Origin of the sequence: Ensifer sp. LBL (assembly GCF_050435225.1) — a bacterium.
In the GTDB taxonomy this organism is placed as follows: domain Bacteria; phylum Pseudomonadota; class Alphaproteobacteria; order Rhizobiales; family Rhizobiaceae; genus Ensifer.
In genome coordinates this window covers 84,575-97,824 of sequence record NZ_JBNDJY010000003.1, presented here as the reverse complement: position 1 = coordinate 97,824, position 13,250 = coordinate 84,575, and the positions used below count along the sequence as shown (strand labels likewise).

Here is a 13,250-nt window from a genome sequence, read left to right as displayed (position 1 = left end):
CCGTGATGAAATCAAGCCCTGAAATGTGGTCCAGCCAAAGCGAGAAACACAACCACGGAGTGAGCAAAACTTTAACGTTCCACCGACAAACATACGGGCGTTCTGCGATAGAAGGGGAGCCGGAGTGAACGATACCAACGACACCGTGCGCTACACAAGAAAATCGATACTCTGCATTGGCACGCTCGTTGGCGTCACGCTCGTATTTCCCTTTGCAGTTCGCGCGTTCGCTCACTTTCAGGAAAGCTCAGACCCACTGGAAACAACGATCTTCGTGTTTCTTGCTGCGGCCTACGCACTGCCGGTCATCTACCTGATCCTCGCCGGCTGCATCGCCATGATCGCCAGCGAGCGGGCCGAGCAGGTCGGCATGTCCCCATTTGTCGGTATCTACGTTGCTCTGCTTGCGTTCTCGGATGTTCCGGTCGGCATCGCCTTCAGTGCGTTTGGAGCCATGGCCGATACGGCCGTGCTCTATGCGAGCCGTATGCTTGGCATTGGCCTTGCCCCTTATCTGCTGATCGCCGCCATTGCCGCGTTGATCACCCTCGGACTGCTGCGCGAAAGGCGCAGATTGCTCAACGAGCGCCATGCCCGGGCCTATCGCCTGTGGTTCTCCCTGCTCGTTTTCTTGATGGTGGTCGGAGTGTGCAATCTTCTCGGTCTGGCTTCGATGCTGCTGTTAGGATCAATGAGTCTCGCAGCAATCGTCCAAATGATCCTCATCCCCATCAAGTCCATCACCCTCTATCCGGTGCTGCCCGTTGCAATGTTCCTCACCGCTTCGGCTTATCTCGTATATGTGAGCCGCGAGCGGGATAGCGGTCCGATCGAGCCACATCCTATGGCGGCGAAATCACGAAAGAACTTCGGGCGCAGGAACTGACCTCAGCCGCGACGGCTGCAGCTGCACCCGCTTGCCCCCCTCACCGCCAGCCGCAATCCCAGGGCTGTCCTCTGGCCGTGCGGTGGCAGGCATAGGCGCGGCCGCAGGAGTGGGTGGCGGAAATCGTCATCCGGCCTCGGCCCGAGCCGCGGGAGAACATCTGCCGGAAGGCAACGTTCGCGCTCTCGGGGCAACTCGAAAAACTCTTCTTCTGCAGTTCGGCCGGCGGGCTGATCGCACGGGTACCGGTGTCTTTCTGCGGTGTCTTGATGGTACCTTGCGTCTCGCTCGGCTGCGGCAGCTTCGCCTCGCGCTGGATCGTGACGCAGCGGCCGTCTTTTGCCTCCTGGTTGCGGCCGCAGGCAAGCGGGCAGATCCGCGCCTTCTCCGACTTCAGCCGATCGAGCACGTCGCTGGAGGGTTCGAGCGTCGCTAGGTTGACCTTGCTGAACTTGGAGAAGGCTTCGAGCGCCTTGCGACTACCTTCGCCCCAGACCCCGTCCTCGCTGCCGGCGCGACAGCCAAGCCGGTTGAGCTCGACCTGTACGGAACGGGCCAATGTCGTGTCATCGGCATTGGGCGCAGCCAGCGCCGGATCGATGGCCGCCACGGCCTGGCCACCCGCTCCGCCGGGCACGCCTTCGGATGACGGTGCTGAAGCCCGCTCGATGATCTTGATCTTCGCCTTGGCGAGCGAAACGAACGCACCGTCGGGATATTGCTGCAGATAGGCGTCGAAGAGGTCACGGTCCGTCGCATCCTTGATCGTTTCCCAATAGGCAAGCTCGGCCGCCTGCCCTGTCGCGGGCGCCTCGGCCGGCGCTGGCTTGCCGTCGATTGCCGGCTTCAGCACCACCTCGCCGGTCAGCGAGGAATTGTCCCAGGGCACCTGCTTGCCGCCGGTTGCCGCCAGCACGTCACGGCGCACGTCGATCAGCTCGCGGGTGATGTCGCGACCCGGCTGGCCGAGATGTTTCAACAGCGCCGATGTGAACGGCGAGTTCCGCCCCGATCCGTCAAGGGCGACATTGCCGGGTTGCGTGGAAAAGGCGATCAGCGTGCCGATGCCGGTGCCGACCTTGGCAAGGCCGCGGCCGACCGAGGCGGAACGCGTGCCCATCGAACGGGCGAGATTGACCGCCAGAGGATTGTCGCGGCAGGCGTCGAGCAGGATAATGTTGACCCGCGTGCTGCGCTCCATCGCCGACAGGATCAGGTTCATCGGCACCGCCTCGAATTCGAGATCGACCGAGGAAGCAAGCGTCGCATCGACCGGGGCAAGGTAGTTTTCGCCGTTCACCTGCAGGCCGTGGCCGGCATAGAAGAACAAGGCGAGATCCGCGCCGTCGAGCCGGCCGACGAAGTCGCGCACCGCGCGACGCACCCCGGCAAGGTCGAGATCCGCACCGGTCACCACCTCGAAGCCCAGACCTTCGAGCTTTGCCGCCATGTCGTGTGCGTCGTTGCCGGGATTGGGCAAGGTGGCCACATGCTGATAGGCGGAATTGCCGATGACCAGCGCCACGCGCTTTTCGGCCAGCGCCTCCGATGCGAAAAGCACCAGCAGAACGGACAAGGCGATGCGAAGGAATGGCATGGCTCCCCCCGACAATTCGCGGATGATCGCGACCACGCGTCAGCCCCGACGCCCAAGCGTGCTACCGGCAATGCGGCCTGTCAATGCAAGGAGGGTGTCCGGCAGCTTTGACGGGCCTATGCCCGCCCGAAGGAGTGAGGCGGTCGCCGCCCTCGCCCATCCCTTGGGATTAGCATGGGCCGCCGCGATCGCTCGCAAGGGCTTTCGGGCGCCGTCAGCAACGGCGCTGCGCAAATGTCGAATGAAGGATGGAGCCGCCGGTCAGCGGCGCGCCTGTCGCACCGCTTGAGCGGAATGGAAGGTTACTTGACGACGACGTTGCCGTTGACGATCTCGACGTTTTCGTCGCCCTGCAGGCCAATGCGGTCACCACTCGGCGCAGTGACGAAACAGCCGCTCGGGCAGATCATTTCAGTCGCTCCGGATGCGATCGCCACTTCCACACGGCTTTCGCCCTCGACGACGATCAGAACGGCGGTCTCGCTGTCCTTGTTCGTGACAGTCGCGGCACTGGCAGCACCGGCCATCGGCGCGCCGGCCATCAGCAAACCGGAAAGCAAAGCAATCACAAATTTCTTCATCGCCCATCGACGCCAGACGCGCCGCCCTCTTGCCGAGCCGGCCGCCCCGTCGGTTCGCGACGCTGCGCCGGCCACCTCTTCAGCCGATGACCAGCGTAGTCGGTCACCAGAAGAATTGCATGCTTTTTATGGCAGGCCGGCTGAATAGTGGCTGAACGGTCCGTTTATCAGCGGTTTGGGTTTGTCCGGCGGCTGGCCACCCGGCGACTGCCCGTTTCCTCCGCGTCGCGCTCCTCGTCGAGCGGCGCAGCAGCGGCGGTCTTCTTGTCCGAAGCGGCAGACTTGGCCGCGGCCCGTGCCTCGGCGGAGGTGGCGCCCTTCGGCTCGCCCACCTCTTCCGGATGATGGCTTTCGATACCGGTCTGGTCCTCGACCGGCACATCCTCGATCTTGACCGGGAACGGCGCACCGATGCCCTCGTCGCGGAAACGCTCGTAGATCGAGACGCGCAGGTCGTTGCGCACGCCGCCGCCGGTGAGGACGTCGGCGACGTAGATGCGCAATTCGAAGGTCATGCGGTCATCGCCAAAGGCGGTGAAGCCGACGCTCGGCGACGGGTTCTTCAGGACCATCGGATGGGCGGCCGCGATTTCTGCCAGCAACTCCATGATCCGGCGCGGCTCGCTGGCATAGGTGACGGTGATGGCGATTTCGGAGCGGCCGAGCTTGTTACGGTGCGTCCAGTTGCCGACCGAGGCGTTGATGAGCAGCGAGTTCGGCATCATGATCGACTGGTGCTGGAAGGTCTCGATCTCGGTCGCGCGGACCGAGATGCGCTTGACGAAGCCTTCCGTCGTGCCGCTGACGATCCAGTCCCCCACCTTGAAGGGACGCTCGACAAGCAGGATGAGCCCCGAAACGAAGTTCGAGACGATGTTCTGCAGGCCGAAACCGACACCGAGCGAGAGAGCACCGGCGACGAGCGCGAGGTTGGAGAGGTCGATGCCGGCCGCCGACAGGCCGATCAGCCCCGCAAGCCCGACGCCGGTGTAGCCGATGCCGGTGCGGATCGAGTTGCGCACGCCGGCGTCCACCCGGCTGCGCGCCATGATGTTGCCGTCGATCCAGCGCTGCACGAAACGGGTGACGGCGTAGCCGAGCGCGAAGAACAGGATGCCGGCGAGAATGCCAACCAGCGAAATGGTGATCGAGCCGATCTTGATCTCGGTCACCATCCGGTAGGCCCAGGACTCGATGTCGGCGACCTGGAAGCCCCACTGCAAGAGGATCAGCGGGATGAAGAACATCACGACCAGCGCGTAGATGCTGAGGCCCGCGGCAAGGCCGATCTGGTCGAGCGCCACCTGTTCGAGATTATAGCGCCGCTCGAGATAACGCCCGGCGGCGGTCTCGGCAAAGGCGCCCTGCTTGGCAACCGCCCGGCCGGTGAGGATGCCGATATACATCGTGACGAGGATCGCGCCCGTAATGATGATCTGCGTGGCGATGAAGCGGGCAAGACCGACATAGCCCGACACAGCGGCAATGATGAGCAAGGCGCCGGTCGCAAGCAGCGCAAAGGACACCACCCGCGGCCAGGCGCGACCATGGGCATCGAAGGATTCATCTTTCCTGAGCGTCGGCTTGATCCAGGCCGAAGCCATGATGATGAGGCCGATGACGATCGAGGCAATGTAGCTCTTGACGACGGTCAGGACGACAGGCGAACCGAGTGCCTCGCTGACGCCGCCGAAGAGGTAATCGAGACCGTTGACCAGCGCCATGGCGAAGATCGCGATCATCAGCATCCGGGCGCCACGATCGGACACCCGGACCAGCCGCCAGCGCGAATCGCGTGGCGAAAGCACCGCCTGGGCGAGCCTGGTGACGAAGAACACGACCACGGCCACACCGAGTGTGACGGCAATGATCGGCGCGATATCGGAGCGCAGCACGTTGAAGCCGCGCAGGAACAGGAAGCTGGAGATGGCGAAGGCGGCCGAAGCGATCGTCGGGATCAACGTCGACCAGAAGGCGACCGAGAGCCTGCGGAAGTAGCTCGGCTCCTCGTCGGTGATGTCATGCTCGATCAGCGGGCGAAAGAGCCTGCGGCTGCCGGAAAGAAACACCAGCGCCGCCAGCAGCGACAGGAACAGCGCCGTCAGGAGCGGCACGCGCTTATAGTTCCAGGCAAAGCTCAGCCAGCTCCCGACACTGCGAGACAGAACCCGGGTTTCGTCCGCCGTAGCGGCCAGCGCGTCGTCGAACATTCCGGTCGACACTTCGGTGTTCTTCAAAAGCGTATTGGAAAACAGTGCGCGACGGGTCGCAGTAATGGCGTTGGACAGCTTCGTCGCCTGCACCGACAGGCCTTCGGCCTCTCCGGTCAACGCGTTGATCGCACCGCGCTCGGCCATCAGCCGCTTGCGTTCGGCGGTCACGATGTCGGCTTCCGGCGGCTGCCCCTCGGCCGGCGGATCGCCGAGTTCGGTGAGCCGCGCCTTGATTTCGTCGAGGCGCGGGCGGGTCGAAACCGAAACGCCGATGATCTGCTTGGCAAGCGCGTCGACCTGAACCTTGAGGTCGGCAAGAACGATGTCGTCGTCCTTGGCCTTCTCGACGCGGTCGGTCAGCCCCTTCAGTTCCTCGCCGGCCTTGGCAAGCTGCTCCGCCGCCTGGGCCTGGGCCGGCGGCGTCGCATCAGCCGGCACGGCGTCGGCCGCCGGCTGGGCATTTTCGGCCGGCTGGGTGGCTGTCGCTGCAGGTTCGGCGGTACCGGGGGTCGCGCCGTTCTCGGCTGGCTGCCCCTCCTGCGCCGGCTTGCCGGCAGCGGGCTGGGTGGCGGTCTGAGACGTTTGCGGCGATTGCGCCGATTTCTGGCCCCCTTGCGCGTTTGTCTGTGCGGTTGCCTGTGCCGGTTGCGCCGCCTTCTGGGCCATGACCGGGCCGCCCACGGCAAGCGCCAGCAGGCAGACGAGAATGGCGGGCAGTTTTCCGACAGAACGCAATTTCATGATCCTTGCAGATTGAGACCGTGGCCCGGAATCGCTCCGGCCGTCTTCACGTTTCGATGTGAATACGAAAGACGGCGGAAAGATGCAAAGAACGGCGATAAATCGTCGCCGGCGCCCGCTTTCCCGTTAAAAGCCGGCGCCGGGCTGCGCCAGATAGGCAAGTTCGGCCTCCGTCGAGCCGCGCGCCAGAAAGGCGTTGCGATGCGGGAAGCGGCCGAACTGCTCGATCACCTCGCGGTGCCGGATGGCATAGTCGAGATAATCGGCATCGCCGAGCTCGGTAAAGAGCTTCACCGACATGGTCTGGTCGGTAAGGTTTTCCGAGTGCTCGAAGGGCAGATAGACGAAAGCGCGCCATTCCGGCTTGATCGCCATGTCAGCGCCGGTGCCGACGGCGAGCTTCGCCTCGTGCAGCGCCAGGCAATCGGTGGCAAAGGCGAGCGGCGTGCCGCGAAACATGTTGCGCGGCATCTGGTCCAAAAGCACGATCGCCGCCAACCGGTTCTCCGGGCTCGCCCGCCAGGTCTCGTCGACGCCCCGGGCCAGCGCCAGGTGCGACGCCTGGAAGCGGCGGATGCAGGCCTGGTCGAGCTCGTGGCTCGTCCCGAACCAGTCGTCATAGGTGAGTTCGCCAAACCAGAAGTCCAGAACGTCCTGCGGCGTGCAAATGTCAGCTTCGTTCGCCATATGCTCCTCTTGCGGCCCAATCGCCGATCGCCCGGCCCCCGCTAACACATAGGCCGGAACCGGCCCTTGTCCATAACTTGTTCCTACCCGCCTTACGCGCGTCGCTTCAGGATGGCAATGAAGGCGATGCCGCCGACGAGACCGGTGACGACGCCGATCGGCATGTCCTCCGGCGCCATGATGACGCGGGCCGTCAGATCCGCAAGGATGAGCGTCAGCGCCCCGAAGAAGGCCGAAAGCGGAATGACCCTGACGTTGTCGCTGCCGGCCAGGAGCCGCACGAAATGCGGCACCATCAGCCCGACGAAACCGATCGCGCCGGAAAAGGCGACCATCACCCCGGTCAGAAGTGCGGTGACGACGAACAGCGTCAGCCGGAAGCGGCGCACGGGAATGCCGAGCGTCATCGCCGTTTCGTCGCCCATGGCGAGCGCATTGATCTCGCGCGCCCGGATCATCAGCCAGGCGAGCGAGACGAAAAGCACCCCGCCGGGATAGACGAGCTGCGACCATTGCGCCAGGCCGAGGCCGCCGAGCATCCAGAAGATGACCGTGTGGGTCGCCCTCGGATCCCCGAGAAAAATCATGAGGTTGCCGACGGACGTTAAGACGAAGGCGACCGCGACGCCGGCGAGCACCAGGCGGTCGGCGCTGCTGCCGAGCACGCGGGAGACGTAAGCGACCAGCACGGTTGCGAGCAGCGCGCCGGCAAAGGCAAAGAGCGGCACCGTGGCAAGGCCGAGGATCATGCCGGTGTGCAGCAGCGCCACGATCGCGCCGAGCGCGCCACCGGAGGAAACGCCGAGCAGATGCGGATCGGCGAGCGGATTGCGCGTGACCGCCTGCAGCACGGCGCCGGTCAGCCCCAGCCCAGCCCCGACGAGGCCCGCCAGCATCACCCGCGGCAGGCGCACGTCCCAGACGATGCTCTCGCGGCCCGCCGACCAGAAGACCTCGACGCTACCGGGCGAAATCTTGCTCGCGATGATCGACCAGACGGTTGCAACCGGGATCTGCGCCGAGCCGAGCGATACGGCGGCCGTCACCGTCAGGAGAAGCAGCAGCAGGCCCGCGGCAAGGCCGAAACCGCTGCGGGCCACCCGTTGAGACGCGGCACGCGAAACCGCAACGGTGTCAGCCGACGTATCCTCAGCCAGCATCGGTTACAGGCCTTCGCCGTGAAAGGTCTTGGCGAGACGGGCGATGGCGTCGATGTTGCGCGGGCCCGGCGTTGCCTCGACATAGTCGAGCACGACGAAGCGATCGTTCCTGACGGCATCGACATTCTTGAATGCCGGATTGGTCTTCATGAAGGCGATCTTGTCCTCGGCCTTCACCTCGCCGTAGTTGACGATGACGACCACTTCCGGATTGCGCTCGATCACCGGCTCCCAGGAGATCTCCACCCAGCTCTTGTCGACATCATCCATGATGTTGGCGCCGCCGGCAGCCTCGATCATCGCCGTCGGAATGCCGAAGCGGCCGGACGTGAAGGGCTTTTCCTCGCCGGAATCATAGACGAAGACCCGTGTCGGCTTTTCCTTGCCGGCATTCGCCTTGGTGATCTCGGCAAGCTGGCGGCGGTAGCCGTCAACCAGCGTCTCGGCGCGATCCTCGACGCCGAAAATGCGGCCGAGATTGAGAAGATCGACGAACATGTCGTCCATCGTTGGCTTTGCCTTGGCCATCACGTGGATGCAGGATTCGGTCAGCTCGTAGACGCCGATCTTGAAGGGCGCCAAGGTTTCGGGCGTGACCTCGCCGCCGACCTTCATGCCGTAGTTCCAGCCGGCAAAGAAGAAGTCGGCGTCGGCGTTGAGCAGCACTTCCTTGGTCGGATACTTCTCCGAAAGCTCCGGCAGTTCCTTGACGCCTTCGCGCAGCTTCTCGTCCAGCGTCTTCCAGCCGGAAACGCCGGTATAGCCGACCATGCGATCCTGGAGCCTCAGCGCCAGCATCATCTCCACCAGGTTGACGTCGTTGGCGATCGCGCGTTGCGGCGCGGCGTCGAACGTCACCTCGCGGTTGCAGCTCTTGACCGTGACCGGATAGGCGAGCGCCGGCGTGGCGGCGGCCAGCACGAAAAGAAGGGAAAATGGGGCAATATTGATCTTCATGAAATAGATCCCTGTCGAGGAAGTGAAAAGGAAAAGCGGGCGCCGCCGGCGGAAGCATTGTGAACGGTGGCAGTGACGCCGAAGGCGGCCGAAAGTTCGCCGGGGCTGAGCACCTCTTCGGGCGTGCCGAAGGCCGTCAGCCGCCCGGCAGTCAGGATCGCGACGTCGGTCGCAAACTCGGCGGCGAGATTGATGTCGTGCAGCGTCGAGACGATCGTCAGCTTCAACGTCTGCAGCAACTCGAGGATTTCGAGCTGGTGACGGATGTCGAGATGGTTGGTCGGCTCGTCGAGAATGATGATGCGCGGCTCCTGCGCCAGAGCGCGGGCAATCAGCACACGCTGCTTCTCACCGCCCGAAAGTGTGGCGAACTGGCGACCGGCCAGATGCGCGAGATCGAGATGCGCGAGTGCATGCTGCACCCGATCGCGGTCGAAATCGCTCCAGCCGCTCAAGCCTTCCCGCCGCGGAATGCGCCCCATCATCACGACGTCGCGCACGCTGAAGGGAAAGTCGCCGGGCATTTCCTGCAGGACGACGGCGATCGTCCTTGCTGCCTCGCGCGCCGAGATCGACCAGAGATCGATGCCATCGACCGAAACACGGCCGGCATTCGGCTGCACCGCCCGGTAGAGGCAGCGCAGAAGCGAGGTCTTGCCGGCACCGTTCGGCCCGAGGATCGCAAGCCGGCTGCCCGCCGCGATCGAAAAGCCGATGTCCTTGACCAGCGTCAGCCCGGCGCGCGGCCCCCAGTGAAGGCCCTCGACCTTGAGTGCCGCTCCCGTTGCCGTGCAGCTCATGGGTTGATCCCTCCCTGCGCCGTCATTGGAAGTGCCCGCCGAGGTCTTCGGAAACGAGCATCGCTGCGGGGATGCGGGCAAGCGTCTTGCCTTTCAACCCGCGTGGCCGCTCGGCCGCCCGCGTCATGCCATCGCCACGCTCGGCATAGGTTGTGGCAAAGCGTACGAGATCGTCGATGTCTTCGTCCGGCGAGACGTCGCCGAAGAGATAGGTCGCCTTTCCCGTCGCCTGGAAGGCGATGGTGCAGGGCCGCGTGCAGGCCGCCATGCACACCGTGCCGGCAATCGAGAAGTCACGATCGAGCGGTGCGCCGAGTGCAGCGATGCTGCCGCTCAGCCGCTTGATCAGCTCGGCGCCGGGCGCGCAGGGGCCACCGGTGAAGCGGCAATCGGTGCAGACCGTTATCTTGTGCTGTCGGAAATTCGGCTCAGCCATTCCTGCCCTCCGCCGGACTGACGGCAAGAGATGGCGAAACGGCAGAAGGACGGATAGCCGTCGTGCGAAAGCCAGTTCTTTTCCATCGGAACACCCCGTCCGTTGTGGTTGATCGGTTCGATGGCAGGTCTCCTGGCTCGCGGGTCGTGGCGCATCCACGTCTTCCCGGCTGATCGCCAGTGACATGGTGTGAATGCGCTTTCCGCTCACAGTTGCGGGGGCAGCCACGGTCTCGGCCCCATCAGGGTCGTCCGTTCCGTGTTCCCTTTTCAGCCGCCTCCGCATTGTCGCGGACGCAGCACCATCACCGCCTTCCTCGCATGTTTCGACGGGGGAGACAACCGCACGGCACAGGCGGGAAGGATCTATCAACATGCGGCGTATCGTCATGCGCAGTTTGTTATTAAATAACATTACGTCGCGCAAGCCGAAAATTGAGCGTCGGACACGATCCGACGCTCAACAGCCGAAATCCGCCGTAAGGCCGACAGACGGCCGTGACGCCTCAGAACTCCGGCGGAAAGAGCTCGGCCGTCAGCGTCACCGCCACCGCGGCGTTGCCCGGCAGGTTGCGCACGCCGCAGACGGAGCGGATATGGCCGGCCCTTTCGCCAAAGGCGGCAGCCAGAAACTCGGAGGCGCCGTCGAGCACCTTCGGGTGGTCGAGGAAATCCTCGGTGCAGGCGACATGCCCCTCCAACCGGACGATCTGGCGAATGCGCTCGAAACGGCCGAGATGTTCGTGGATCTGCGCCAGCGCATTGAGCACCGCCAACTCGGCCGCCTTGCGCCCCTCGTCGATCGTCACGTCGCGCCCGAGCAGCCCCGTATGCACGAAGCGCCCGTCGAGCAGCGGCCCCTGCATCGAGACATGAAGCATCTCGCCCGCCTCGATCACCGCGCGATAGGCGCCGAGCGGCTTCGGCGGCGTTGGAAGCTGAATGCCAAGCGCCCCCAGCCTACGGATAACCTCATCCATCATTGCTCCCCCTCCTCGTCATCTTACGAACCGGCCGCGCTTGCGGAGACGATACCGCTTTCCATCTCGACCCTTCGAAGTTCTGTCGCCCCTATCGCAAGCAGTAAGGCCCACCGTTCCTTGCGCCTCCAGCCGTATGTTCAAGCATAGCCAGGAGAAAACGCCTCATGCCTCACGTTGCGAGATAACATTACGAATTACAACACCAGAGTTGAAGTGCCGGCGCGACCCGGCCGCGCGCATCCGTGTTTCGATCGCATGCGGCGGACGCATCGCGGCGCCCGCCAGGCGCGCACCCCAAGTAAAACCGCTGAAATGTAACATACGTTACGCTCACGTAACCCTATGCCGGTTGAGAATTTCGACGACCGAAGCGACAATTGCCGGGATTAAGATTGGGCATCGACAAGATCCGAAAACAAGCTCAACTTAGCCGCGCAGATCCCGAAATGAAGTGATGGCAACTCAACTTTCTGAAGGGAATAGCAGCAGTGAATCCCATCGATTTTTTCGTCGACACGCTTCGGACCTATCCACCCGTCGCCGTCTTCCTCGCGCTTGGCATCGGTTTCCTCATCGGTCCGATCAAGGTCGCGGGGTTCAACCTCGGCAATGTCACCGCCACGCTTCTGGCCGGCGTTCTCATCGGGCAGTTGGGCATCCAGGTTTCCGGTGACCTCAAATCCACCCTGTTCCTGATCTTCCTCTTCGCCGTCGGCTACGGCGTCGGGCCGCAATTCGTGCGAGGCCTGAGCACCGATGGACCGAAACAGATCGCCTTTGCGCTCTCCGTGCTGGTGCTCTGCCTGATCGTTCCCTATCTCTGCGCGCTGATTGCCGGGCTGCCGCTCGGCTATGGCGCCGGCATGTATGCCGGTTCGCAGACGATCTCGGCTGCGATCGGCGTTGCGACCGACCAGATCAATTCGCTCGGGCTGACGCCGGAACAGGCCAAGACCTTTGCCGACCAGATCCCGATCGCCTATGCGGTGACCTATATCTGGGGCACGATCGGCTCGGCGATCATCCTCGCCCAGCTCGGGCCAAGGCTGCTCGGCATCGATCTGCCGGCCGCCTGCAAGGAATATGAGGCCAAGCTTGGCGGCGGCACGTCGAGCAGCGAACCCGGCATCACCAGCGCCTACCACGACTTCGGTCTTCGGGCCTACCGGATCGATGCGGCAAGCGGCCTGACCGGGACGCCGGTCAAGAACCTGCTTCCCGGCATCCGTGTCTATGTCGAGCGGGTCCGTCGCGGCAGCGAGATCATCGAAGCGGACGGCAACACCGTGCTGCAGCCGGGCGACGTCGTCGCCTTCTCCGGCCGGCGTGCCCTGCTCGTCGAGAACCTCGACACCAAGCTGACGGAGGTCGAGGACAAGCAACTGCTGAACGCCGAAGCCGAGGTGGTCGACGTCTACGTGACCAACAAGGCGCTCGCCGGCAAGACGCTGGCGGAGGTCAGCACCATGGACTGGGCGCGCGGCGTCTATGCCCGCAAGATCATCCGCTCGCTGGTCGAGATCCCGGTGCTGCCCGGCACCACCGTCGAGCGCGGCGACATCGTCACCATCGGCGGCGCCAAACATCATGTCGAAACGGCGATCAAGGCGCTCGGCTTTGCCGACCGGCCGGTCGAAACCACCGACATCGCCTTCCTCGGCTGGGGGCTCTTCATCGGTGCGATGATCGGGGCGCTCACGATCACCATCGGCGGCATCCCGATCGGGCTTTCGACCTCCGGCGGCGCGCTGCTGGCCGGCCTCGTGCTTGGCTGGCTGCGCACCACCTACCCCGCCTTCGGCCGCATCCCCTCACCGGCGCTGTGGCTGATGAACACGCTCGGCCTCAACATCTTCATCGCCGTGGTCGGCATTGGCGCGGGGCCCGGGTTCGTCGCCGGGCTTCAGGAAGTCGGCATTTCGCTGTTCATCTGGGGCGTGGTCGCAACCTCGATCCCGATGATCGCCTCGGTGCTTATCGGCCATTACGTCTTCAAGTTCCATCCGGCGATCCTGTTTGGCGCCTGCGCCGGCGTCAGAACCACGACGGCAGCGCTCGGCATGATCCAGGAGGCGGCCAAGAGCAAGGTGCCGGCGCTCGGCTACGGCATGCCCTACGCCATCGGCAACACGCTGCTCACCATCTTCGGTCTCGTCATCGTCATCATGCTCGCCTGAGGCGGGCTTCAGAAACCGAGACCTTCGCTTATT

General features: G+C 64.1%; 11 protein-coding genes and 1 riboswitch. Of the genes, 2 read left to right on the top strand and 9 right to left on the bottom strand.

Going from position 1 to position 13,250, the window contains the following annotated elements; all coding sequences use genetic code 11:
* Nucleotides 1-124 precede the first annotated feature (124 nt).
* Nucleotides 125-886, top strand: coding sequence for a hypothetical protein (locus OKW20_RS12135; protein WP_429172479.1), 762 nt, complete (start codon nt 125-127; stop codon nt 884-886).
* Nucleotides 887-926: 40 nt separating this feature from the next.
* On the opposite strand, the gene OKW20_RS12130 is transcribed toward OKW20_RS12135, so the two are convergent.
* From OKW20_RS12130 to OKW20_RS12090, 9 genes are all read right to left on the bottom strand, one after another.
* Entirely contained in the window at nt 927-2,483 is a 1,557-nt protein-coding gene (locus OKW20_RS12130) for a caspase family protein (protein ID WP_429172478.1), read from the bottom strand.
* A 302-nt stretch (nt 2,484-2,785) separates the two neighbouring features.
* Nucleotides 2,786-3,064, bottom strand: coding sequence for a hypothetical protein (locus OKW20_RS12125; protein ID WP_034788099.1), 279 nt, complete (start codon nt 3,062-3,064; stop codon nt 2,786-2,788).
* A gap of 167 nt (nt 3,065-3,231) precedes the next feature.
* A complete protein-coding gene (locus OKW20_RS12120) occupies nt 3,232-5,943 on the bottom strand; it encodes a mechanosensitive ion channel domain-containing protein (protein ID WP_429173426.1) in 2,712 nt (903 codons plus the stop codon).
* A 201-nt stretch (nt 5,944-6,144) separates the two neighbouring features.
* On the bottom strand, nt 6,145-6,705 hold the full coding sequence (locus tag OKW20_RS12115; protein WP_429172476.1) for a DUF924 family protein: 561 nt from the start codon (nt 6,703-6,705) through the stop codon (nt 6,145-6,147).
* Nucleotides 6,706-6,797: 92 nt separating this feature from the next.
* Nucleotides 6,798-7,865 carry a FecCD family ABC transporter permease gene (locus OKW20_RS12110; protein WP_429113835.1) on the bottom strand — a complete coding sequence of 356 codons (1,068 nt, stop codon included), beginning with the start codon at nt 7,863-7,865 and terminating at the stop codon, nt 6,798-6,800.
* 3 nt (nt 7,866-7,868) lie between these two features.
* Nucleotides 7,869-8,822 (bottom strand): ABC transporter substrate-binding protein, encoded by a 954-nt coding sequence (locus OKW20_RS12105; protein WP_429172474.1) that lies wholly within the window; start codon nt 8,820-8,822, stop codon nt 7,869-7,871.
* A complete protein-coding gene (locus OKW20_RS12100; protein WP_429172472.1) occupies nt 8,819-9,622 on the bottom strand; it encodes an ABC transporter ATP-binding protein in 804 nt (267 codons plus the stop codon). The genes OKW20_RS12105 and OKW20_RS12100 overlap by 4 nt, the downstream gene beginning before the upstream one ends.
* Before the next feature lie 22 nt (nt 9,623-9,644).
* Nucleotides 9,645-10,058, bottom strand: coding sequence for a DUF1636 family protein (locus OKW20_RS12095; protein WP_429172470.1), 414 nt, complete (start codon nt 10,056-10,058; stop codon nt 9,645-9,647).
* A gap of 105 nt (nt 10,059-10,163) precedes the next feature.
* A riboswitch (cobalamin riboswitch) is annotated at nt 10,164-10,379 on the bottom strand.
* 184 nt (nt 10,380-10,563) lie between these two features.
* Complete coding sequence (locus tag OKW20_RS12090; RefSeq protein WP_429172468.1) at nt 10,564-11,040, bottom strand: RidA family protein; 477 nt, start codon at nt 11,038-11,040, stop codon at nt 10,564-10,566.
* A 488-nt stretch (nt 11,041-11,528) separates the two neighbouring features.
* Here OKW20_RS12090 and aspT point away from each other — a divergent pair, with 488 nt between their 5' ends.
* Nucleotides 11,529-13,217, top strand: a complete 1,689-nt coding sequence (gene aspT, locus OKW20_RS12085; protein ID WP_245281669.1) for an aspartate-alanine antiporter — start codon at nt 11,529-11,531, stop codon at nt 13,215-13,217.
* The last annotated feature ends 33 nt before the right edge of the window (nt 13,218-13,250 follow it).

Bases quoted from the DNA above. Each gene is read 5' to 3' on its own strand.
- OKW20_RS12130 (WP_429172478.1), bottom strand. From the start codon at position 2,483: ATGCCATTCCTTCGCATCGCCTTGTCCGTTCTGCTGGTGCTTTTCGCA.
- OKW20_RS12125 (WP_034788099.1), bottom strand. From the start codon at position 3,064: ATGAAGAAATTTGTGATTGCTTTGCTTTCCGGTTTGCTGATGGCCGGC.
- OKW20_RS12120 (WP_429173426.1), bottom strand. From the start codon at position 5,943: ATGGCCCAGAAGGCGGCGCAACCGGCACAGGCAACCGCACAGACAAAC.
- OKW20_RS12115 (WP_429172476.1), bottom strand. From the start codon at position 6,705: ATGGCGAACGAAGCTGACATTTGCACGCCGCAGGACGTTCTGGACTTC.
- OKW20_RS12110 (WP_429113835.1), bottom strand. From the start codon at position 7,865: ATGCTGGCTGAGGATACGTCGGCTGACACCGTTGCGGTTTCGCGTGCC.
- OKW20_RS12105 (WP_429172474.1), bottom strand. From the start codon at position 8,822: ATGAAGATCAATATTGCCCCATTTTCCCTTCTTTTCGTGCTGGCCGCC.
- OKW20_RS12100 (WP_429172472.1), bottom strand. From the start codon at position 9,622: ATGAGCTGCACGGCAACGGGAGCGGCACTCAAGGTCGAGGGCCTTCAC.
- OKW20_RS12095 (WP_429172470.1), bottom strand. From the start codon at position 10,058: ATGGCTGAGCCGAATTTCCGACAGCACAAGATAACGGTCTGCACCGAT.
- OKW20_RS12090 (WP_429172468.1), bottom strand. From the start codon at position 11,040: ATGATGGATGAGGTTATCCGTAGGCTGGGGGCGCTTGGCATTCAGCTT.